This is a genomic window from Salinicoccus kekensis, assembly GCF_900220995.1.
GTDB classification, from domain to species: Bacteria; Bacillota; Bacilli; order Staphylococcales; family Salinicoccaceae; genus Lacicoccus; species Lacicoccus kekensis.
On sequence record NZ_OBQF01000002.1, the window covers coordinates 326,967 to 350,011 of the forward strand.

At 49.8% G+C, this 23,045-nt stretch carries 22 protein-coding genes; 6 read left to right on the top strand and 16 right to left on the bottom strand.

What is annotated here, in order from left to right; all coding sequences use genetic code 11:
- Positions 1-12: 12 nt before the first annotated feature.
- From CRN96_RS06330 to CRN96_RS06355, 6 genes are all read right to left on the bottom strand, one after another.
- A complete protein-coding gene (locus CRN96_RS06330; RefSeq protein ID WP_097040264.1) occupies positions 13-1,671 on the bottom strand; it encodes an ABC transporter ATP-binding protein in 1,659 nt (552 codons plus the stop codon).
- 43 nt (positions 1,672-1,714) lie between these two features.
- Positions 1,715-2,494, bottom strand: coding sequence for an ABC transporter permease (locus CRN96_RS06335; RefSeq protein WP_097040265.1), 780 nt, complete (start codon positions 2,492-2,494; stop codon positions 1,715-1,717).
- 23 nt (positions 2,495-2,517) lie between these two features.
- Positions 2,518-3,330, bottom strand: coding sequence for a glycosyltransferase family 2 protein (locus CRN96_RS06340; RefSeq protein ID WP_097040383.1), 813 nt, complete (start codon positions 3,328-3,330; stop codon positions 2,518-2,520).
- A 4-nt stretch (positions 3,331-3,334) separates the two neighbouring features.
- Positions 3,335-4,486, bottom strand: coding sequence for a glycosyltransferase (locus CRN96_RS06345; protein WP_097040267.1), 1,152 nt, complete (start codon positions 4,484-4,486; stop codon positions 3,335-3,337).
- Positions 4,487-4,503: 17 nt separating this feature from the next.
- Positions 4,504-5,628: a glycosyltransferase gene (locus CRN96_RS06350; RefSeq protein ID WP_097040269.1), complete on the bottom strand. Its 1,125-nt coding sequence runs from the start codon at positions 5,626-5,628 to the stop codon at positions 4,504-4,506.
- A gap of 138 nt (positions 5,629-5,766) precedes the next feature.
- On the bottom strand, positions 5,767-7,074 hold the full coding sequence (locus tag CRN96_RS06355; RefSeq protein ID WP_097040270.1) for a UDP-glucose dehydrogenase family protein: 1,308 nt from the start codon (positions 7,072-7,074) through the stop codon (positions 5,767-5,769).
- Positions 7,075-7,307: 233 nt separating this feature from the next.
- On the opposite strand from CRN96_RS06355, the gene CRN96_RS06360 reads away from it, so the two are divergent.
- Positions 7,308-8,621: a nucleotide sugar dehydrogenase gene (locus tag CRN96_RS06360; RefSeq protein WP_097040272.1), complete on the top strand. Its 1,314-nt coding sequence runs from the start codon at positions 7,308-7,310 to the stop codon at positions 8,619-8,621.
- 37 nt (positions 8,622-8,658) lie between these two features.
- On the opposite strand, the gene CRN96_RS06365 is transcribed toward CRN96_RS06360, so the two are convergent.
- The gene (locus CRN96_RS06365; protein WP_179647133.1) at positions 8,659-9,402 is read right to left on the bottom strand and encodes a glycerophosphodiester phosphodiesterase; all 744 of its coding nucleotides are present in this window, start codon (positions 9,400-9,402) and stop codon (positions 8,659-8,661) included.
- Positions 9,403-9,614: 212 nt separating this feature from the next.
- On the bottom strand, positions 9,615-10,112 hold the full coding sequence (locus tag CRN96_RS06370) for a GNAT family N-acetyltransferase (protein WP_097040385.1): 498 nt from the start codon (positions 10,110-10,112) through the stop codon (positions 9,615-9,617).
- A 258-nt stretch (positions 10,113-10,370) separates the two neighbouring features.
- On the opposite strand from CRN96_RS06370, the gene CRN96_RS13250 reads away from it, so the two are divergent.
- From CRN96_RS13250 to CRN96_RS06385, 3 genes are all read left to right on the top strand, one after another.
- Positions 10,371-10,520, top strand: a complete 150-nt coding sequence (locus CRN96_RS13250; protein ID WP_097040276.1) for a hypothetical protein — start codon at positions 10,371-10,373, stop codon at positions 10,518-10,520.
- Between the two features lie 80 nt (positions 10,521-10,600).
- On the top strand, positions 10,601-11,497 hold the full coding sequence (locus CRN96_RS06380; protein ID WP_097040278.1) for a fructose bisphosphate aldolase: 897 nt from the start codon (positions 10,601-10,603) through the stop codon (positions 11,495-11,497).
- Between the two features lie 129 nt (positions 11,498-11,626).
- Positions 11,627-12,391, top strand: a complete 765-nt coding sequence (locus tag CRN96_RS06385; RefSeq protein WP_097040280.1) for an NRDE family protein — start codon at positions 11,627-11,629, stop codon at positions 12,389-12,391.
- Positions 12,392-12,646: 255 nt separating this feature from the next.
- Here the strand turns inward: CRN96_RS06385 and CRN96_RS06390 are convergent, their stop codons facing one another.
- The 4 genes from CRN96_RS06390 to CRN96_RS06405 all read right to left on the bottom strand — a co-directional run bounded on the left by CRN96_RS06390 (position 12,647) and on the right by CRN96_RS06405 (position 17,356).
- Positions 12,647-14,098 carry a phospholipase D family protein gene (locus CRN96_RS06390; RefSeq protein WP_245844567.1) on the bottom strand — a complete coding sequence of 484 codons (1,452 nt, stop codon included), beginning with the start codon at positions 14,096-14,098 and terminating at the stop codon, positions 12,647-12,649.
- Positions 14,095-14,607: an RDD family protein gene (locus tag CRN96_RS06395; protein ID WP_097040282.1), complete on the bottom strand. Its 513-nt coding sequence runs from the start codon at positions 14,605-14,607 to the stop codon at positions 14,095-14,097. The genes CRN96_RS06390 and CRN96_RS06395 overlap by 4 nt, the downstream gene beginning before the upstream one ends.
- Before the next feature lie 51 nt (positions 14,608-14,658).
- Complete coding sequence (locus CRN96_RS06400) at positions 14,659-15,585, bottom strand: prenyltransferase (protein WP_245844568.1); 927 nt, start codon at positions 15,583-15,585, stop codon at positions 14,659-14,661.
- Positions 15,586-15,961: 376 nt separating this feature from the next.
- Positions 15,962-17,356, bottom strand: coding sequence for a purine-cytosine permease family protein (locus tag CRN96_RS06405; RefSeq protein WP_245844571.1), 1,395 nt, complete (start codon positions 17,354-17,356; stop codon positions 15,962-15,964).
- A gap of 286 nt (positions 17,357-17,642) precedes the next feature.
- On the opposite strand from CRN96_RS06405, the gene CRN96_RS06410 reads away from it, so the two are divergent.
- The gene (locus CRN96_RS06410; RefSeq protein ID WP_097040288.1) at positions 17,643-18,437 is read left to right on the top strand and encodes a hypothetical protein; all 795 of its coding nucleotides are present in this window, start codon (positions 17,643-17,645) and stop codon (positions 18,435-18,437) included.
- Positions 18,438-18,567: 130 nt separating this feature from the next.
- Here CRN96_RS06410 and groL read toward each other — a convergent pair whose 3' ends face one another.
- Complete coding sequence (groL, locus tag CRN96_RS06415; RefSeq protein WP_097040289.1) at positions 18,568-20,193, bottom strand: chaperonin GroEL; 1,626 nt, start codon at positions 20,191-20,193, stop codon at positions 18,568-18,570.
- Between the two features lie 41 nt (positions 20,194-20,234).
- Positions 20,235-20,519, bottom strand: a complete 285-nt coding sequence (gene groES, locus CRN96_RS06420) for a co-chaperone GroES (RefSeq protein WP_097040291.1) — start codon at positions 20,517-20,519, stop codon at positions 20,235-20,237.
- 172 nt (positions 20,520-20,691) lie between these two features.
- On the opposite strand from groES, the gene CRN96_RS06425 reads away from it, so the two are divergent.
- Positions 20,692-21,486, top strand: coding sequence for a CPBP family intramembrane glutamic endopeptidase (locus tag CRN96_RS06425; protein ID WP_245844569.1), 795 nt, complete (start codon positions 20,692-20,694; stop codon positions 21,484-21,486).
- A gap of 56 nt (positions 21,487-21,542) precedes the next feature.
- On the opposite strand, the gene CRN96_RS13455 is transcribed toward CRN96_RS06425, so the two are convergent.
- Entirely contained in the window at positions 21,543-22,418 is an 876-nt protein-coding gene (locus CRN96_RS13455) for a TPM domain-containing protein (RefSeq protein WP_097040293.1), read from the bottom strand.
- Positions 22,418-23,011 carry a LemA family protein gene (locus CRN96_RS06435; protein WP_097040295.1) on the bottom strand — a complete coding sequence of 198 codons (594 nt, stop codon included), beginning with the start codon at positions 23,009-23,011 and terminating at the stop codon, positions 22,418-22,420. The genes CRN96_RS13455 and CRN96_RS06435 overlap by 1 nt, the downstream gene beginning before the upstream one ends.
- Between the last annotated feature and the right edge of the window lie 34 nt (positions 23,012-23,045).

Genomic DNA, 23,045 nt, shown 5'->3' on the forward strand with positions numbered 1-23,045 from the left:
CACCTTCATATATCATTTGTGAGTCGTCGCTTCATTCTGATTCTGAGCCTGTTTCCTTACGTTCTGATTACCCGCTCTTTTGTTCACAGGCTTCTGCCTGTTGCCGGCAGCACCCTGCTTTCGGACCTGCCGCTTCTGTACGGGCGGCTTCAGGAGGCCCTGGGCTTCCTTGTACTTGTACACCGCTTCTTCTGCAGTGCCGTCGAACATCACCCTGCCCTGTTCCATCCAGATGCCGCGCGTGCATATCTTCTCTATGAAGGCGAGGCTGTGCGAGACGATGATGACGACTTTCGCACGGCTCATCATCTCCTGGATGCGTTCACTGGCCTTCTGCTGGAACGCAAGGTCGCCTGTCGACAACGCTTCATCCACGATGAAGATGTCCGGCTGCAGGTTTGCAGCGATGCTGAACCCGAGGCGGGCCTTCTGTCCGCTGGAGAGGTCCTTAACAGGGTTCTTCACCTTTGCGCCGAGGCCTGAAAATTCGATGATGTCATCGAATTTCTCCTCCACAAGCGACTTCGGTATGCCGAGCAGCAGGGCATTGAGGTAGATGTTGTCCTCCCCTGTCAAATGCGGGTTGAATCCTGTACCGTACCCGAGGAGTGCGGAAGTTTCACCGTACAGCTCCATTTCGCCTTCATCCGGACGGAGGATCTTGGTCAGCGTCTTGCAGAGCGTGCTTTTGCCTGCTCCGTTATGCCCGATGATGCCGACGACCTCGCCTTCCCTGACTTCGAAATTTACATCTTTCAAAGCCCAGAAGTCACCGGTCGTGAGCTTATATTTCACACCGACATCTTTTGCCCGGATGACGACATTGTCCTTCATCTCCGTCTCGGTCTTCCGGAGTTCGAGCTTGCCCTGCCTTCTCCTCTGGGGCCTTTTCGGCACACTGGCACGGTAGTTCGCGATCACCGTCTTCGGGTCGCCGATTTCACGGACTTCCCCGTTGTCGAGCCACATGATCCTGTTGCAGTTGCGCTGTGCATACCTCAGGCTGTGCGTGACGAGGATGACCATCTTCGCATCCTTGACGAGGGCCTTCATCTTCGCTGAAGCTTTCTGCGAAAACTTGGCATCCCCCGTGTTCAGTGCCTCGTCTATGACGAGTATTTCAGGATGCAGGTTTGCTGCGACACTGAAGCCGAGCCTCGACTTCATGCCGCTCGAGTAATATTTCATCGGCTGCTCGAAGAAGTCACCGAGATCCGAGAAGTCTTTTATATCCTGGATGTATTTATCGATTTCCTTCTTTTCGATGCCGAGCATCAGACCGTTCAAATAGACGTTTTCACGCCCGGGCAGTTCCTGGTTGAACCCCATCCCGAAAGAGAATAGCGCCGTCACTTTCCCTTTGACGTCCATCACGCCGTAGTCTTCCCTCAAGATGCCTGCGATGATTTTGGAGAGCGTCGACTTGCCTGCACCGTTCGAGCCGATGATGCCGAGGATCTCGCCCTCCCTGCCTTCGAAGGTGATGTCCTTCAAAGGGTGGACGAGTTTCCTTTCAGGCAGTTTCCAAGTCTGGAAAAAGTCGAGTATCCTCGATTTGAAATCGGCGGCATGGTTGCCCGAGAAAAAGGTGATGCCGGTGCCCTCAGATTTGATGACCGTCTTTTTCTCCTGTGTGTTCTCATTCAGTTTTGAATCTTCATGAAGAGTCAATTCAAAAACCCTCTTTTTTAAAATTCGTTTTCTGCTTCAAGCCTTACAGCGCCTTGATAATCTTATATTCGTTCCTGCTGTAGTACCACAGCATGTACACTATGACCGCAAGCGATACTGCAAAGATGATGCCGAGTCCCAAAAAGTTCGGCAGGCTGTCATACATCAGTATATCCCTGTAGGAAGTGACGATGACGGCGATCGGGTTGTATGTGACCGCCCAGCCGTACTCCGGCGGCAGCCTGCCACCTTCCCAGATGATCGGTGAAGCATAGAAGAACGCCCGCGTGACATATGTGAGCACGTTTTCGATGTCCCTTACAAACACCGTCACATAGGCGAGGATCATCCCGATGGCGAGCAGGAACGTCGTCTGTATGATGATCAGGAGCGGCAGGAACACGATCTCCCACCCGGGCATCACACGGAACCATGCGAGGAACGCCGCAATCACGACGAACCCGAAAGCGAAGTTGAACAGCTGCGTCAGCGTGAATGATATCGGGAACAATGATTTCGGCAAGTAGACCTGGCTTACGATCGAACTGTACCGCATGATTGACCCTGAAGAAGAGTTCAGCGTCGAGCTGATGCACCGCCAGACGATCAGTCCGATGACGAGGAACAGCGGGAAGTTTTCAGTGTCCCCGCGGTCCAGTATGATGACGATGAGAAAATAAAAGACCAATACGTTCAGGAGCGGATCGAGCAGCCACCACAAATAGCCGAGATAGCTGTTGCGGTGCTCCGCCTTCAGGCCGGACCTCACAAGATAATATAGCAAGTCTTTACGACTCAGCATTTCCTTCAAATAAGTTTTCATGATTTAAAATGACACCGCCTAGTTTACTCGCGTCCGGGGTTTCTGTTTCCCGGACCTCTGTTCAAAGCAATTTTGTAATTGATCAGATCTTTCACGGCAATCACTGCATAGTGCCCGAAATACCACAGCGCCTTCGGAAGGCTCTGGGATTCGATGTGCCTGAATACATACCAGTTGCGCTTTGCCGCTTTCCATTTGTTGCTCGAGATGGAATCGCCGACGACCCTGTACTTCGCGAGCACATCCGCAAGGCCGTGGGCCGTGAATCCGCGGCGTGTCAGTTCAAGCCATAGTGCATAGTCCTGACGCGTGCGGATGTCCACCATCTTCACATCCCCCGTCTTCCCGCGGTCGAGCATGACGGTGAGGCAGCCGATGACACAGCGCTTCATCAGTGCATCCCAGTCCACCGTCGCCGGTGTCCTTGAAATGTAATCCGTTTCCGTGCCGTCTTCCAGCGTGCGTACGTATGCTGTGAATGAAAACGCGATATCCTTATCCTTCATGAACCTGAGCTGGCGTTCGAGTTTTTCAGGCGTCCAGCTGTCATCGCTGTCAAGGAAGGCGATATAGCGCCCCCTCGCATTTTCGATGGCGGTGTTCCTCGCCACTGCGGAGCCGGAGTTTTCTTCGAGCTCCATCAGCCGGATGCGGTCGTCTTCTGCCTGCATCTCTTTTATATATTCGACCGTCCTGTCCTTGGACTGGTCATCGACGATGATCATCTCCCAATCGGAGTATGTCTGGTCGAGGACGGATTGTATCGTTTCTTTTATGAATCTTTCCGCATTATATGCAGGTGTGATCACCGACACCGTCGGTATGTCCTGATTCATCATTTCATGCCTCCTGTTCCTCACCGGAAGTCCCGGACCCTCCGAGCGCATCGTACCAGCGTACGAGCTTCCTTTCCTGGGTCTCCCAGTTCAGTTCCCCCATCACGGCCCTTTTCCCGTTTTCACCCATGCGGGCGGCCTCATCCGGATGTTCGCGCAAATAATCGAGCGCATTTTTGATCGCCGCGTCATCTTCCGGATCGACTGCTATGCCGCATTCATATTTTTCGATGAATGCTTTCCATACCGGGAAATCGGAACAGATGACGGGGAGTCCTGCATTCATATACTCGAAGAATTTCGTGAGTTCCTTCTTTTTGTAGTGCTCCGTCGGCGGGAACAGCGCGATGCCCGCAAGCCAGTTCCGCTCAAGATACCTTTCCTCGATGACTTCCTTTTCAATGAAGCTGTCGATGCCTTCTATATGCAGTCTGCCGGATGCACTGCCGGCCACTTCATACATCTCTTCTGCGAGGTCGCCCGGACACTTGCCGACAAAGTGCACTTCGATATCCGGATCCAGCACCGGCAGCTTCGCATGCTGCAGTGCGCCTCTGACATGCGAGACGTTCCCGGTGTACAGCACCCGGTCCTCCGCGGGTCCGGTGCGTTCGTGCTGCAGGAATTTTTCATTCACCGTCGGATAGTTCAGTATCCAGACACCATCCGGGTAGCGCTCTTCGTAATACTTCTCCGCAAGCGACAGACCCATGCTCCTGGTGAAGAACTTCTCCATCAACTTATATCCGGAAGCGACGATCCTTTTGACGGGCTCGCTCAAGTAATCCTTCTGCATGATGCTCGTGATGTAATCTTCATGGATGTCATAGATCACGGTGTGACCTTTATTCTTAAGGGCCCACGCTGCGGGCATCAGCTCCGGATCGTGGAAAGTGATGATGTCCGGACCCAGGGATTTCGCCTGCCTGTACGCATCATAAGTGCCGAAGACCATGCGGGCAAGCCTCGACTTATACGTCTTCAGCATGATGTGGGGAATGGTTTTGCCCGCCTCGTTCCGCTTCGGATCGCGCCTTGCGATCAGTGTGACGTCGAAGCCGGCCGCCTGGAGCGATCTGCACTGCTTATGGTAGATCCTTGGATCATAAGGGTGATGGACGGTCGTCATATGTATCACGCTTTTTTTTCTTTCCATAATGACTCTCCTGTTTTTCAAGTTTTTTTCAGTACATCCGTAAACATCCGTTCGTACTGCTTCACTATTTTTTCTGCATGGAACATCCCGGCGCGCCGGAGCCCTTTTTCAATGATGGCCTGTCTTTTTGCCTCATCCAGCTTCAGCATATATGAAATGCTTTCCGCAAGGGCCTCTGGATCGGAAGGTTCGCACATCAATCCGAATTCCCCGCCATCCAGCACTTCCCCGGCCCCGGGGTGTGCTTTTGTGGAGACGACCGGCGTGCCCGTTGCGAGCGCCTCGGTCAGCACATGGCCGAAACCTTCCCGGACGGAGGATAATACGAACAGATCCGACTGTGCGAAGTAGGCATACGGGTTGCGCCGGAAGCCCGTAAAATGGACGGCGTCCGCTATCCCCAGGTCTTCTGCCTGCTGCTTCAGTTCCGCTTCAAGCTCACCCTCGCCGAGTATCATCAGCCGGGTGCCCGGGAGTTCCTCCTGCACCGGCTTGAATGCTTCGAGCAAAGTCTTCTGGTCTTTATCACGGTGGAAGCGCCCCGCGGTGATGATGACCTTGCCGCCGCTATGGAAGACAGCCTGATGCCCGGGTTCAATATCATCCTGCCCCATCAGCGCCTGGATGCCTTCCACGTCCACCGGATTATATATAATATCAATTTTATCAGAATTCACTTTATACCGCTTAATAATATTCTCTTTGACGCCTTCCGACAGCGCGATCACCCTCGCTGCACGCCTGTACAGGAAACCTGCGAAACGCAGCTTGGCATCCTCCTTCACCGTGCCGCCGAGGTATGCCGCCTCCCTCACCACATTGACGGCCGGCGTGCGTGAGAGTTTCGTCGCAAGAAGTGCCACGATGTTGTAATTCGGTATCGTGCTGAAGACGATGTCGGGACGTTCTTCCCTAATCACTTCTGCGAGCCGGGTCACGGCACCCCGGAGCCGCTTCGTTCCGAGCTTGATGAAGGGGACATCCGCAGCCACATACTCCTCATACCCGCCTTCACGGTCGAGCGTCACAAGAAGGGGTGCGAACTGTGTCCGGTCGATGTTGTTGATGATGTTCAAAAGCGTCCTTGCCGCACCGCCGCCGCCCATCCGGTATATGAAAAACAGTATTTTCTTCTTCTCCATAAATGTTCAAGCCTTCCCGGGAAATCCGATATTTCATCCCGTGTATTATATCACAGCAGGTCCAGTATACAAATAAACGCCTGTCCGCCACAGGATGGCCCTAATAAAAAAAGCCGACAGCGACGTCGGCTTTCGGGCTTAATTTCCAATGGACGGCCGGCCGATGGAGTGGTATTCCACACCGGTCCCCGCGACTTCTTCAAGCGTAAAACAGTTTCTGCCATCGAAGACCACCGGGTTCGCCATCAGCGCTTCATACTTTTCGATCGGGAATTCTTTGATTTCCTTCCATTCGGTCAGTATGATCGCAATCTCCGCATTCTTTACGGCCGCTTCGATGCTGTCCGTGTAATGTACACCTTCCGGCAGCACTTTACGGGCATTCTCCATGGCTGCAGGATCGAATGTGTGCACTTCGGCGCCTTCACCGAGCAGCTTTTCGATGACCGATATCGAAGGCGCCTCACGGACATCATCCGTGTTCGGTTTGAAGGCGAGGCCGAGGACGGCGACTTTTTTGCCTTTGATTGACTGGAAGCGGTCCATGACTTTGTCGACGATGATGCCCCTCTGGCGCTCATTGGAGTCGACGACGTTTTCAAGGATCTGCATATCATATGAAGCTTCCCTTGCGACCGATATGATCGCCCGCGTATCTTTCGGGAAACATGAGCCGCCGTATCCGATGCCGGCGTTCAGGAATGCCTCACCTATCCTCCGGTCCATCCCCATGCCTCTTGACACATCGTCGATGTTCGCCCCGATCCGCTCGGAAAGGTTCGCCATCTCGTTGATGAAGCTGATCTTCGTCGCGAGGAATGCGTTGGAGGCATATTTGATCATTTCCGCACTGCGGAGGTTCGTCCTGACGATCGGCAGGCCGAAGCCCTCATTGACTGTCTCGAGCACATCCAGCACTTCCGGTGAATCGGCACCGATGACGATGCGGTCCCCGTTGAACGTGTCATGGACGGCGGAACCCTGCCTTAAAAATTCCGGGTTGGAGGCGATGTTTATTGTCACATCCCCCTCCAAATCCTCCTCGATCAGGGCTTTGATGTATTCGTTCGTCCCGACCGGCACCGTGCTTTTCGTGACGATGATGACATCCTGTGTAAGGTGTCTTGACAGTGAGCGGCAGACTGCTTCAACGGCGGTCAGATCTGCAGAGCCGTCGTCGTTCTGCGGGGTGCCGACTGCGATGTAGACGATGTCCTTCCCAGCGAGCCCCTCTTCATAATCCGTCGTGAAATCCAGGCGTGATCTGGAAATGTTCTCCCGGAGCAGTTCCTCAAGCCCCGCTTCGTATATCGGACTGATGCCCTGCTTCAATGTTGCCACTTTCTCTTCATCGATGTCGATGCATGTCACCCGGTTGCCGACCTCGGCAAGACACGCCCCGGTCACCAGGCCGACATAGCCTGTACCAATTACTGCAATATCCATAAAACTTTACACTCCCAGTCTTTACTGAACACTGATATACAGCCTGATCGTTCCATTTATATCATATATTTTTCAAATTTAATCTCATAAATTGCATCCACTAATTTTATCACAGGCTCTTTTATTATTCTACTTTTTAGGGTAGATGTAGTGCATGGAAACATTATTGATTGTATAATGACTAAGATAGATTTTCCACATTTAAAAAGTGGATCAAGGAAGGTAGAGATGGTATGAGTTTATTTGAAAAACTGCAGGCAAAAGAAGCATCAATGGCCATCATCGGGCTGGGGTATGTCGGCCTGCCGCTTGCTGTTGAGTTCGCAAAGAAGTATGATGTGATTGGTTTTGACGTCAATCAGGAAAAATTGGACCAGTATTTGGGCGGCACGGACGTGACGGACGAGGTCGGGGATGAAGTGATCCGGAATACGACGATGCAGTTCACGAGTGATGAGGCGGACATCGGGCAATCGAAGTTCTTCGTCGTCTCGGTGCCGACGCCGATCAATACGGATAAGACACCGGATCTGAAACCTGTCATCGGTGCGAGTGAAACGGTCGGAAGGAACCTCACGAAAGGTTCGATCGTCGTATACGAATCCACAGTCTACCCGGGGACGACCGAGGAGATATGCATCCCGATACTCGAGGAAGTGTCCGGTCTGAAGTTCGGCGAGGACTTCAAAGTCGGCTATTCCCCGGAGCGCATCAATCCCGGCGACAGGGTGAATACACTGACCCGGATCGTCAAAGTTGTCTCGGGCTCCGATGAGGAAGCGCTGAAGGAAGTCTCAGACGTCTACAGCTCGATCATTGAAGCCGGGGTGCATGAAGCGGAGAGCATCAAAGTGGCTGAAGCTTCAAAAGTGATCGAAAACTCGCAGAGGGACATCAACATCGCTTTCATGAATGAACTCTCGATGGTCTTCAATAAGATGGACATCGATACGAATGCCGTGCTTGAAGCGGCCGGCACCAAATGGAACTTCCTGAAGTTCACGCCGGGGCTTGTCGGCGGCCACTGCATCGGTGTGGACCCGTACTATTTCACCTACAAGGCAGAACAGCTGGGCTATCATTCACAAATCATCCTCTCCGGCAGGAAAGTGAACGATGATATGGGTAAATATATCGCAGGCAACATCATCAAGCAGATGATCAAAGCCGGCCAGCAGGTCGCGGATGCACGGGTGGCCGTACTCGGCCTGACTTTCAAGGAGAATGTATCCGACGTCCGGAACACCAAAGTGACCGACATCATCGATGAGCTTGAAGATTACGGCGTCAATGTCCTTGTACACGATCCCGTGGCGGTGCCGGAAGCGGTCAAGCGCGATCTCGGTATAGAGCTCGTCAGTGATGGAGATTTGAAGGACCTTGACTGCGTGGTGCTGACAGTGCCCCACGAGGAATATCTGAAGGATTTCGATCTGGACAGCCTGAGTGGCCTGTTCAGGAACGATCAGAGAGTGATCGTGGATGTGAAAGGCACACTGGACAGGAACGAATGCAAAGAAAAAGGCTACCATTACTGGAGCCTCTAAATATGAAGACCGCCATCCTTTTGTGGATGGCGGTCTTTTAATCGTCCAGAAGAGTGAGTGCGAGATCCGGATAATCAGTGATGATTCCACGGACACCCGCATCGATCAGCTGCTTGATATGGTCCCTTTCATTCACAGTCCAGATCCTGAAGAATATCCCCTTCTCCTTCATGATATCCATATTTTTGAGTGCCGAATCCACCCTTAAGTGGTACGCTTCGAAGTCATGATCTTCCATCAGCTTCTCATAGTTTTCGGGGAGTTCATTGACCAGGTAGGCAATCCTCACATTCGGATCATGCTTTTTCAGCCGGTCGAGAGTATCCATATTGAATGAGGAAAAGACCACCCTGTCGAGCATGCCCCGTGTCGCAACGGTGTGGTGCACTTCCCTTTCTATACCCTTATAATCATATACATCCGTTTTCAGCTCAATGTTGATGACGGTATTTTCCCTGGCGAAAAGTGCAAGCACTTCGAACAATTCCGGAATCCTTTCCTTATCCCATGTCATATTATACTTCGACATATTTTTGAATCTCACGCCTGTTTTAACGTTTTTCAGGTCGAAGATCTTCCAGTCCTTGACGAGCCCCCTGTCGGTTGTCGTACGGTCCAGACTTTCATCATGAATCACGACGAGCTTTTTATCTTTAGTCAGGTGGACATCGATTTCAATACCGTCCGCACCCATTTCAAAGGCTTTATTGAAACCGAGCATCGTATTTTCGGGATAATGGCCCTTGGCGCCCCGATGGCCGAATATTCTAGTCGTTGACATCATTTACATCCTCCAGTTTAGTAGAAACACGTCATTCTGTATGCCTTCATTATAATTTAAATTACATGAAAAGGCATCCCGTAACCACTCTGCATCCATCGTAAGATGCGAATTATTCATATATCGTTATTTTAGCAAATTATTGTGGGAGGGTGGTGGTGATTATCGGCCAAACGAAGCCCCACTTGGCCAATAGAGGCGTTCTTCCTCAATCAACCAATCTCCCGCTTCATCCTGAGCGACCGCTGTATCTCCCCGGTACCGGTCCGTGTCTCCTTTATGCCTTCGCACCGGAAACCCTGCGCCTCATAAAACGGCAGGCCGAGTGTATTCCCTTCCTGGACGGACGCCCACTGTTGACGCGCACCTTTATTCCTGAAATGTGCGGTGAAAGTTTCGAGCAGCTTCTTCCCAATCCCCATATATCTGAACCTGCCGTCAACGTAGAAGACGAATATTTCATTTACAGAGCTGCCGGTCATACCACCGCCGATCACGCCGGCGACTTCCCCTCCGGCTTCGGCGACATATGAATAGTGGCCTTTCTTAATATCCTGTTCCACTTTGCCGGGCGCATACCAGAATTCCACGGTCTTACGCTTATAAGTGTCCGAAAATATACCTTCCACCGTATCCAGCCAGCCCGTCCTGCAGATTTCCGCGACCCTTTCTGCATCTTCCACGGTCACTTTCCTGATTGTTAAATCCATATGATCACCCTGCTCCTGTAATAAACTCCCCATCGCTCATCCAGTCTCCCCAGTGATCGATAGAACCGCCCCATCGCTCATTCAATCTTCTCGGTGAGCGATAGAACACCCCCATCGCTCATTCGAACTTCCCAGTGAGCAATAGCTTTCGCCACAGCTTCGTTCACTTCATTCACCGCCGATCCTTAAAAATAAGAGGCAAAGTTCATTAAAATTATAACATTCCGGGTAAATGATATGGTATGGGAGGGGAACATCATGAAGACGAAAACATTGAGTGCAATGACGGAAAAGGGGCTGGACAAGAAATTTGATGATTTCATGTATGAGAATCCTCACATTGAAGTCATCGATGTGAAGTTTTCCGTCGGCCACGTATTTGCAGTGCTCATCCTCTATAAAGGGTGAGGTCCATTAAATCATTGCATGAATTGTATTTATTTAGCATAATGATAAGTGAAGAGTAAAAAAATTAGGAGTGATTATAAGTGAATCAGGAACAGTTCAACAGAATGAAAAATGATGACGGCTTTATCGCAGCGCTCGACCAGAGCGGCGGCAGTACTCCAAAAGCGCTGAAAGCTTACGGCGTGGATGAGGACCAGTATTCAAGCGAAGAGGAAATGTTTGATTTGGTCCACGAGATGCGTTCCCGCATCATCACTTCACCTTCTTTCAACAAAGACAGGATCCTTGGAGCGATTCTATTCGAGCAGACGATGGATCGTAAAATCGAGGGTAAATACACAGGTGATTACCTCGCGGACAAAGGCATCGTCCCGTTCGTCAAAGTGGACAAAGGACTTGCCGATGTGGAAAACGGCGCACAGCTGATGAAGCCGATGCCTGACCTTGACGATCTGCTCCGCCGTGCGGTTGAACGCGGCATGTTCGGCACGAAGATGCGCTCCAATATCCTTGAGGCGGACGAGTCCGGCATCAAAGCCGTCGTCGACCAGCAGTTCGAAGTCGGCAAGCGCATCACCCAGTCCGGCCTCGTACCGATCATCGAGCCTGAAGTCAGCATCCATGCTGAAGACAAGGAAGAGATCGAGAGAATCCTTAAAGACGAAATCATGAACCATCTGAATGAACTGAACGACGATGAGCATGTGATGCTGAAGCTGACCATCCCGACGAAAGCGAACTTCTTCAAGGAACTGATCGACCATCCGCAAGTCATCAGGGTCGTCGCACTTTCCGGCGGTTATACACGCCGTCAGGCGAACGATAAGCTTAAAGAGAACGAAGGCCTGATCGCAAGCTTCTCAAGGGCGCTCGCTTCCGACCTGAAAGCGGACTTATCGGACGATGAATTCAACACTTCACTCGATAAGGCGGTCGAAGACATCTTCGATGCATCCGTCCATAAGACTTTCAAATAAACACCGATGATATATCAGAAAACGGATGGCTCTGTGCCATCCGTTTTTTTGCATGAAACAGCGTATTGGAGAGGGTCCGCGTTTTCCAGTATAATAATATGTAACTTATAACCCGATAGGACTGATTTCATGTGTTTGATTAATTTCCAGCTGAACAGCCACAGCAGATACAAGCTCGTCATGGCGGCAAACCGTGACGAGGAGTACAGCCGTCCCACGGAAGCGGCGCATTTCTGGGAGGACCACCCGGACCTGCTCGGCGGGCGCGACCTCCGGGGCATGGGCACATGGCTCGGCATCACAAAAGATGGCAGATTTTCCGCACTCACCAATGTCCGGAACACTAAAGAGCTGCTCTCCACCCATTCAAAATCACGCGGGCACCTGGTCAGGAACTTTCTGACCGGCGATGACCGGCCGGAGGAATACTTGAAGAAAGTCGCAGAAGAAGGCGGGGATTATGCCGGTTTCAACCTGCTCGTCGGCGATAAGGATGGTTTATACTATCTGAATAATTATGAAAACGAAGTCGTCCGAATCGAAGACGGGGTGCACGGCCTTTCCAACCACCATCTTGACACGCCGTGGCCGAAAGTCGTCAAGGGCAGGAACGGCCTGAAGTCGGTCATGGAAGACCAGGATGCAGATGTCGAGGCATTGTTCAGGCTCCTCAGGGATGATGAGACCGCAGATTCAGGGCTGCCTGACACCGGCCTTTCAAAAGAACTTGAACGGGACCTGTCCCCTCTCTTCATCAACATGGATAAATACGGCACAAGGTGCTCGACCGTCATATTGATCGATCAGTCGGATAATGTGACCTTTGTCGAAAGGACTTATGAAGAAGGGAAAGAGAACGGCGAAGTGAGATATGAATTCGCCTTGGAGGGTTAAAAAAAGGCATTTTTATACCACGCATGGAAACCATCCATATTACGGGATGCATGCGTGGTCAATTTTTAAATTTCATCTTCAGTTTTTGGGTTGAAACGTTCAATTATATCAGTCCGATTAGGGATAGTACTGCTGCTATGACGACAATAAGACCGATAATATATATAATACTTCTCATTTTTTACGCCTCCTATAAAAATTTGTCACATCTTTCATACTATCTTTTACCCCCCGGGTACCGGTGTAAACATCATGCTAAAAAGTTGATGTGCCCAGGCCTTCCTGTATCCTGTATAATATATTCTTCCACCATATATCTTCACTGTGCACCTCATAATCGGACGTGTACGTCCCCTCCTCGTTATTCCAGATGCGCTCATAATATGCCGTCAGTTCCTGCATCACTTCAGACTCTTTGCTGCCGGTTACGACGAGGTTCGTCTCAAGGTTATAGTCGTCGAGGTTGCGCCTTGTAAAATTCGTGGTCCCGGCGGTCACGGTGATGCCCTCATCAGTCTCCGCCATCATGAATTTCGCATGATACTGCTCCCCGTGCGATTCATACCAGCGGATCCCAGGCGGATTATCGTGCTCCATCAGTTCTGCCGCGACGGGTTTGTTCGGTATCCCTATCTTTTCATTGCCGAAGGCATCCTGATTCACATCCAGCACCATCTGCACTTCAACACCACGGTCCAGGGCATCTTTCAATGCCTGGATCACATCCCTGTCGGATATATAGAAGATGCCTGTACGGATGGCGTCCCCCGCCCCGGTCCCTTCAATCATCTCAAGCATCTGTGCTTTGATCCTGCTTTCGGTGACGAGCTGCACTTCATATTCGCCGGTATCATCACCCGTGTCGATATCAAATCCGTCGAACACCTCAGTATCCACACCTGCCATATCGAGCACTGCACGCTCGCTCGCCATAAGATCTTCGAGGACCGGGCCGCCCACTTTGAATGCGGTGTTGGAATGGTAGAAACTCGCATCATGCGGATTCGCCGACGTTATGATCGCAGTACTCTCATTCATGATGGTCTTCCTGTGGTTCGCCTTGAAATTGAGAAGGCTGAAATAAGAACGCAGGTTCACTTCCGGACCTTCAGGCCTCAATACATTGGGCAGCCAGCCCGCCTGGGAGTCACCGAACCACTGCAGATACACCCTGTAGAAGCTCGAGTACAGCGGGTTCGAGTCCCGGAGCGGACCAAGGTCCGTCTGATGCACCTGTATGCCGGCCCGCTTCATATTTTCGATATGTGACGGCAGGTAAGTCCGGTAAAAGGTGTTGATCGGGTCCGTGATGAAAATGATCTCAATGTCCGGATTCTGCTCCTTCTTCCGGATCAGCGTATCCGATAATTCCTGTGAGAGCTGCGGGAAATCAAGTTCGGGATCCGCATGGTCATAGTCATCATTGAATAAAAACATGTCAATCAGCAGGAAGTCCTCCGCTTCCTCGATCATGAGGAAAATTTCATCAAAAATTTCCTGTTCGTGCACCTCCTCCCCTGCCTCGTCCGCATACGTCAAATCGTACAGGAACTCCAGCGAATCAGTGTTGTAGACTTCACTCTCATACGTGATGTTTTCAGGTGTGTCCCTGAAATAGATGAAAAGGCCGGCAATCAAAGGTATGATGACGAAAAAAACCAGTATCAGCCCGCCGAGCATCATAAGAAGTTTTCTTTTTTTCTTCATGATCCGACCCTCCCCGCACCCACTTCTGCCCCCGCAATCATATCCGGCAGGTGCCTGTGGTCATCTCTGAAGAGCACCATCAATACATAAACTCCCGCGAGTACAAATCCCGCATTCCCCACCATGAACCAGAATACGGAATAATCCTGATACATTGCACGGATCACGCCGGTGTGGCCGATATGCCACGGCAGAAACTTAAATGCATTCCGGAGGAGGCTTGAAGGGAGCAGGGGAAGTTTATTCCCGACTGCGAGCCCAGTCCTTTTCTTCCCCGGCGTCGCGTAAGGATGCCTTGACTCCATATATGAAAACGCCAGGGTCACGGGCAACACGGTCGTGAAAAATGCCATCAGATGTGCTGAGATTTCATTGAATTCCGGAAACTCATCAAAGAATAAAATATAGATGATTGAAAAAGTGAGGAACAGTAAAATCAGGTAGATCCAGATGATGATGTAATCGATCAGCAGTGCCAGAAACCGTTTTTTCAAATAAGATTTCTCCATATCGAAAACCTCCGGCCGTTCAGTTTCATTATACACTATAAAAAGGCGGCTTTAAATGATGAAACCGAGCATCAATGCGGTCAGGGCCGCCATGATCAGCATTTTTTTCTCCGTCTCTGTGACCGCTTCAACATCACGTTTGTCCGTATCAAAAAGCATCAGTATCGTGATGATGATGAGAATGAGTGTGATGATGCCCGCAAGCGGGCGGGTGAAAGTCATGATGACGGCGAGCACCCCGATGATGGCGAGGTACAGGACGGCAGGGAGATGTGCTGCGCGCCTGCCCCATCTGTTGGCCGCATACAGCACACTCGTGTTCTTGACAGGCTTCGCCCTCTGATCTGCATCCATGTCCGGGATATGGTGGACCATGACCCAGGCCATGCACCAGATTGCGTTGATCGCGGCGTTGAACCATGCCCACACCGGTATCGAATCAAGCATGATCCACGGCGCTGCAAGTCCCAGGGCAAGCATCGAAGGGAAAAGGCTCAGCCATTCCCCCGCAAGCGGCTTATAGGCGAAGCTGAACGGCCTCATCGAGTACGAAATCGCCCCCCACATACCGAGAATCGTGAGGATGCCGAGCACCGTATAACCGAAAATGAAGAACAATACCGCCGCGAGAGCCATCACCGCTGTGAGCACGACACCGAAAAGCTTCAACTGTGCATAGGTAAACACCTTCGTCTGAATCACCCTGCTCCCGCCGGAAAGCACGCCGGGGCTGTACTCGTCCGTGCCCGATTTGAAATCAGCAAGGTCGTTGATGATATGCGTCAGCAGACCGTGCGTCAGGAAAGAACCGAGCAGCAGAATGCCAATCAGGATCAGAGTATTAGTGTTACTGACCTCCGGATAAAATAAAATCAGCGGAATGGATGTTGAAAGTATCGTGACAAAACTTGAGAAGGCGACGGCCAGTATGCGCGACAGCATGCCAAGCCCTTTTATAAATTGTGTTTTCCCCTGCACTTATATAACCCCTTTGTATTCGGACGTCCATCTTTTTAGAATATTTAATCTTTAGTTGAGTATAACAAAAAATGGCTGGGGTGACTTATGATCATCGGCTTTAATTTAATATTTAAGAAGTGATAATAAAAAACCGGACATTCATCCGAATGTCCGGTCCTTACATCGGCCCTGTAATATGTATGCTTTGCATACGGGCCGGTTTCTTTTATCTTTATGAATAATTGATTACAGACTCTGATTTCAAATCATGGATATGAATGAATAGATCAAGTATCGTAATAAGAAAGCAGAAGCATATAATGGTCATCCTCATATCGATATCAGATTACATCCTTCCGGTTTTGGAAGGATGGATAAAAGAAACTATATTATTTTATGCAATATGGTCCTCCGCAGGTATATCGTGGGCCTCCTGCCTGACATAGTAGGCTCCTTTAGTCACCAGTGCGATGATGATTGTAAGGATTGCCGCAAGCAGGGCCGCAAAGAATGCTGCGGTGCTCTCAAGGAAAGGTCCCATGAATCCGAAAGCTGCCACTGTTCCAAGCACGCTGGAAACAATCAGTGCGGTGACGCCCACCGGATTCCACTTGAACAGGTTGGACTGTCTGGATTCATAATAGCCTGGGCCGATCTTCAACAGCTTTTTAACGAATACTGCATCCGTCACGAGGATTGATGCCCATGACAGAAGGACAACGCCCTGGAATGTCAGTGCTGCATCAAGGTGGTCCACGATGCCGCCAAGCATCAATACAATCGCAGCGATTCCACTTACGACAACCCAGAAACGGCGTCCCGGTGAGAATTTCACAGCATTCTCAAAGAAGTTCGAAAGTGACAGCGAGCTGCTGTAAATGTTCGTCACGTTGATCCGGAGCTGGGTGATCAGTGTGAATAACGCACCGCCGGCACCCAGCAGGTAAACGATGTAGACGCCCGGGTTGGGTTCAGCAAGCAATACGCCGAACCAGATGCCGAGGATCCCCATGAATCCGTAACAGAAGATCTGGGGTATGAATCCGATCGCAATCGTCGCCTTAATATCTTTTGGCTTCAGGAAACGTGCGTAGTCCGAAGGTATCAGTGCAGTCAGTCCCATGATACCGTGATGCATCGCCATACACATCAACAAGGCCGTACCGCCCACCTGCACCCCTTCAGGCATATAGGTGAAGACGTTCCCGCTGTAAACCGGCGTCACGATGAATGCCATGACGATTGCCGCACCCAGGAAGATGAAGAACAGCGGAAGCGACCATTTCTGAAGCTTGTCCAGCTGCTTAATGCCGAACCAGTTCAGAGGTATTACCACTGTTCCAAAAATTAGAATATACACCCAGATTGGGATATGTGGGAAAAATGCATGAAGGGCATAAACCAATATCAGACCTTCAAAAGCACAGTACATAATAAAGTTTGATGCATAAATGAGAGATGTGAGTGACGCCCCGATATAACCGAATCCGCCACCTCTTGAAAGCAGATTGACGTTCAAACCGCTTTTAGCAGATAAGTAAGATATAAAAGTACTAAGTATCCCTGCTACAACAATGGCATAAGCAGATGAAATGAGCGCATTGATCGCTCCGAACTGCAATGCCATGACACTTCCAAGCTGGAAGTAGAAAATTGCCGTGGCAATTCCGAATGTTATGTTTGTGATGCTCAGCCAACCCATGTTCCTCTTACTTCTGGGGACTCTTTCGAGTGAGTAATCATCACCCTGTCCCGCCTCTTCTATATGATCAGTTGAATTGATAAAAATCCACTCCCTGTTATAATAATTTCTATTTTTGACCCTATTATACGCGAGTTGATTCACAATTCTATTACGACACGTTTTTAACTATAACAATAAGCCGAAGTATTATCAACTTCTCTTGTGAAATTTTCACAAGAGAAGTTTTGGCAACAGAACATCTCTTTTATTTCTTGAATAATGAACTTCTATTCTCTCTTTAAATGACCAATTAAGTAATTTATTACCATAATATATAGTACAATATAAATTAGTGAAATATTTAAAATTGTATTAGGTGGAGAGGATAATATTGAAAAAATATCTTTTGACAGGCGGCCTGGCAGCCGTTTTGATGTTGGGAGCATGTGGTAATGAAGAACCGGAGGCAGGTGAAGAGATCGAAGCGGAAGAAAGCACTGCAACTACAGAAGTGGAATCAGCACCTGATAATTCAGAAGAGCTGGCAGAGTTGAGAACAGAAAATGAAGCTCTGCAGGAAAGGGTGGCCGAGCTGGAAGAAGAGAACGATGAGCTTGGAGATATGCTGGAAACTATAAATGAGGAAGCTGCTGAGGACGACACTGACTCTGAAGATGATGAAGATAGTGAAGAAACTTCAGGCGAATCGTCCTCAACTGGAGAAGGTACGCGTTCCAACCCACTGCAAATTGGAAATACCGCACAATTGGAGGCCAGCATCACCGGTGATGATTTTGACGAAAGGTTTGAAGCATCAGTTGATCTGACCGTTAATGACATCATAATCGGAGATGAAGCCTACAATATGCTGGTGGAAGAAAATCCAAACAATGACCCGGCCCCTGAAGGTTATCAATGGGCGCTTATCCATGCTACTTCAGAACTAGTCGAGGCTGAGACCGATGATTATGCCTATTATGTCATGGACAGGTTTGAAATCGTCGAAGAAGATGGCTCCTCTGCACCACGCGAAAGTGCAGTTACACCCGATTCGTATGGTGGAGAGCATATTTACTCAGGAGGAACAAGCTCAGGGTATGTTTCCGCTTTGGTCCCGGCAGACCAGGATTTCCTGATTAAGTATGATGCTTATCCTGATAGTGACGTATTTTTTGAAGTGAATTAGATATACCTAGAATGTGAAAGTAATCGCCCCTCCAATTTTGAAACCAATGTTTGCGGAATTTATTTCATTAAAAAAAGCTTCCCAGAGGTAAATAATCTCTGGGAAGCTTTTAATTTATTATTTTTAATGGTTACATCATGCCCGGCATTCCGCCGCCCATGCCGCCCATGTCGCCGCCTGCATCGTCTTCCTTGATGTCTGCAACGACTGCTTCAGTCGTCAGGAACATTGCAGCAACGGAGCCTGCGTTCTGAAGTGCTGAGCGTGTTACTTTCGTCGGGTCGACGATACCTGCATCAACCATGTTCACCCATTCGTCGGTTGCAGCATTGTAGCCGTAACCTTCTTCCTGGGACTTCAGTTTTTCAACGATGACGGAGCCTTCAAGACCGGCGTTCTCAACGATTTGACGCAATGGCGCCTCCAGTGCTTTAAGCACGATGTTGATGCCTGTCTGTACGTCACCTGATTCCTGAAGCTCCGCGACTTTCTCATGCACTGTAACGAGTGCCGTACCGCCGCCGGATACGATGCCTTCTTCGACTGCTGCACGTGTCGAGTTCAATGCGTCCTCGATGCGGAGCTTGCGTTCTTTCATTTCAGTTTCAGTCGCAGCACCCACTTTGATCACTGCAACACCGCCTGAAAGTTTGGCGAGTCTTTCCTGAAGCTTCTCTTTATCGAAGCTTGAAGTCGTCTCTTCGATCTGTGATCTGATCTGGCCGATGCGTGCTTCGATATTGTTCGTATCCCCGGCACCTTCAACGATTGTCGTATCGTCTTTGGAGACGTTGACTCTGGAAGCATTACCGAGCATATCAATCGTCGTGTCTTTCAGTTCAAGACCGAGATCTTCAGTAACGACCTGTCCGCCCGTCAGTACCGCAATATCTTCAAGCATCGCTTTACGGCGGTCACCGAAGCCCGGTGCTTTTACAGCGATTGCCGTAAACGTGCCGCGCAGTTTGTTGAGGACGATATTCGCCATCGCATCGCCTTCCACATCGTCTGCGATGATCAGGATCGGACGTGACTGCTGTACAACCTGCTCAAGTAACGGCAGTATATCCTGGAAATTTGAAATTTTCTTATCAGTGATCAGAATATATGGGTTTTCAAGGTCTGCGATCATCTTCTCTGAATCCGTCACCATGTAAGGCGATGTGTAACCGCGGTCAAACTGCATACCTTCAACCACTTCAAGTTCAGTTTTGAATCCGCGTGATTCTTCGATTGTGATGACGCCGTCTTTACCCACTTTTTCCATGGCTTCAGAGATATATTCCCCGACCACCGGATCATCTGCTGAAATTGCACCCACCTGTGAGATGGATTCTTTGTCCTGTACAGGACGTGAGATATTTTTAAGCTCTTCCACTGCAGCTTCAACGGCTTTGTTGATGCCTGTACGGATGCCGACAGGGTTCGCACCGCTCGTCACGTTTTTCAGGCCTTCCTGGATCATGGCCTGTGCAAGGACCGTCGCGGTCGTCGTACCGTCACCGGCAATCTCGTTCGTCTGATTGGCGACTTCTGCAACCAGCTTCGCACCCATATTTTCATAAGGATCTTCAAGGTCGATTTCTTTGGCGATCGTCACACCGTCATTTGTGATCAAAGGTGATGTGAACTGTTTATCCAAAACAACGTTACGACCTTTCGGCCCCAAAGTCACTTTCACTGCATTTGCAAGTTTATCCACACCGTCCAGCATTGACTGACGTGCATCTTCTGAAAATTTAATTTCCTTTGCCATTATTCTGCCTCCTAATGATTTGAGTTATAATGTTTTATCTTTTACTCAACGATTGCTAGAATTTCATTATCAGTTAAAATTAAATAATCTTTATCTTCATGTTTCAATTCAGTACCGGCGAATTTGGAATAGACGACTTTGTCCCCGACATTCACTTCCACTTCCACACGTGTACCGTTGTCCAGGATTTTTCCTGTCCCGACAGCAACCACAGTACCTTCCTGGGGCTTCTCTTTTGCCGAGTCTGTTAAGATGATACCGCTTTTCGTTGTTTCCTCTTCTTGAGTCAAATCAATGATTACACGATTTCCTAAAGGTTTTAACACTTTAATGTCCTCCTTATATCATCATTCCATTTATAATTTTAGCACTCTCTTACCGATAGTGCTAACAATTAATATGATAATCAAAGAAGGTCAAAAATGCAAGTATTTTATATCACTTTAAGTTGAGATAATTTTCATGTAGAATTATTTTATTGTCATTGGAGGGAATCACTTGAAAAATTTGTTCAGAAAACGTCAGATCAACAGCGCTTTAATTTTAATCATATTCATCGGTGTGCAGCTCGCCGTCCTCCCCGTCGGCATCATCATGGGGCTGACCAGTCCGGAACTGTCCCCCGACGAACTCGTCACTTCCATCATACCGTATCAGTTTGCAGCATTTCTGATCGGAACGATACTGGTCATCATCATCGGCGGCATGCACTATAATAAAAATGCCATTGAACAGGGTAAAAAGACGGACATCCCCGTGACCATCGTCTGGATCATCGGCGGTGTCGTCCTTGCCTATGCTTCCCAGGTGATTGCCGGCATGATCAACGTCTATATTCTCGGCAATCCGCTTGAAAGCCAGAACACGAATGAAATCATCAACATGATCGAATCCATGCCCCTGATGATCCTGATCGTCGCGATACTCGGGCCGATCATAGAGGAATATGTATTCAGGCGTGCGATATTCGGTGAAGTGTACACACTGTTCCCCATGCATAATACGGGATATAAAGTGCTTGCCTTCCTGATTGCGGGACTCGTCAGCGGGCTGATATTCGCAGTCGCCCATCTCGACTTCACCCATATACTGATTTACCTTGCCATGAGTTACACATTCAGTTTCCTGTATGTGATGACCGGCCGCCTCCTCGTCCCGATTTTTGTGCATATGATCATGAACAGCCTCGTCGTCGGACTGAATGTCCTCCTCGGTGATTACATCGATGAGCTGCAGCAGCTGGAGGAGACGATGGCCGTGATTGTTTCGGTCATACGCCACATCCATTTTTAAATTCAAGGCATAAGAAAAGAGACTGGAATTGATTCCAGTCTCTTTTTCGTCGTGTATCAGAATCCCCGGCCGGCACCGCCGCCTCCGCCGGATCCACCGCCGAAGCCTCCGAAGCCACCGCCGCCGCCAAATCCACCGCCGGAACCGAAGCCACCGCCGGATGGCGGAAACAGTACAATCGGTCCGCCACGGCGCCTTGCGCGCCTGTTTCTGCCTCCCGGTCCGCGCGGCCCGCCCGGCCCGCCGCCCCGGTTGGAAAATATCTTATAAAGCAGGTATATCGCACCCATGGCGATCAAAATCCTTATGATGCTGCCGGAGAGGCTCAGCGCCTCCTCGTCATCCTGGGGTGTTTCCCTCGTGAATTCCCCGTCGACAAAGCCGTATGCATCCAGGGATTCCTGGTAGATGGCATTGTAGAGGTTCACGAGCCCTTCTTCATAATACGCATTTGCAGTGCTTTCATCGGATGCACCTGCTGCGTTCTGGAAACTCTCCATTGCGGTGTTGTCGATGATTCTGCCGATTTTCGCATCGTTCAAATACCCTTCGACGCCGTAACCGACCTGGATGTCGACGCCCCGGTTATTGAATTCATTCCCATTGTCCAGATTCAGGAAAATCACGATACCGTTGTCATGCTCCGCTTTCCCGACACCGTATTCCCTGAGTACCCTGAGCGCATAATCCTGCCTATGCTCCTGGCCGATGGTCGGCATCGTCATCAGCAGAAGTTCCGCGCCGGTGCCTTCTTCAAGATGTGCACCGAGTGCGTTCAATTCTTCAACCGTCTGGAGGCCGAGGACATCTGCATGATCCTGTATGAAATAATTACTTGTATCGAGCTCGGGCAGTTCCTCGCGTGCCATCACGTCCTGGCTGAACAGCACGGCGAGTAATAAAGCTGCAACGATCGGCAAAAAGCGTTTCATCACTCATCACCGGACTCGTCCCCGCCTGAGTCGAAGTTCACTTCAGGCACCTCTTGGCTGGATTCATCCGCCTCGAAGTACGGTTTTTCCTCAAATCCGAATATCCCGGCAATCATGTTCCCCGGGAATGTCCTCACATTCCTGTTGAAGGCCTGGACTGTGGAGTTGTAATCCTGTCTTGCCACGGCAATCCTGTTCTCCGCACCGGCAAGCTCGTCACGCAGACCTGTGAACTGTTCACTTGCCTGCAACTCAGGATAATCCTCTGTGATCGCAATCAGCCTGGATAAGGCGGAACGCATTTCCGTATCCGCTTCAGACACTTCTTCCATATCATCCGCATTCGTGATGTTGCTTCTCGCTTCCGCGATGTCAGTGAAGATTTCCTGCTCAAGGTCTGCATATTCCTGGACGGTGTTGACCAGGTTTGGAATCAGGTCACCACGCCTCTGCAGTTGGGTCTGGATATTGGATTCCGCCTGCAGCACATCTTCATCCAGGTTGACCAGTGTGTTGTATCTCGGAACGACAAGAATCGCAAAAATGATGATTAAGCCAACAATGATCCCTATGGGTAATAATAATTTCCTCATCTTTTCTTCCTCTTTCTTTTAATGTTTTACTATA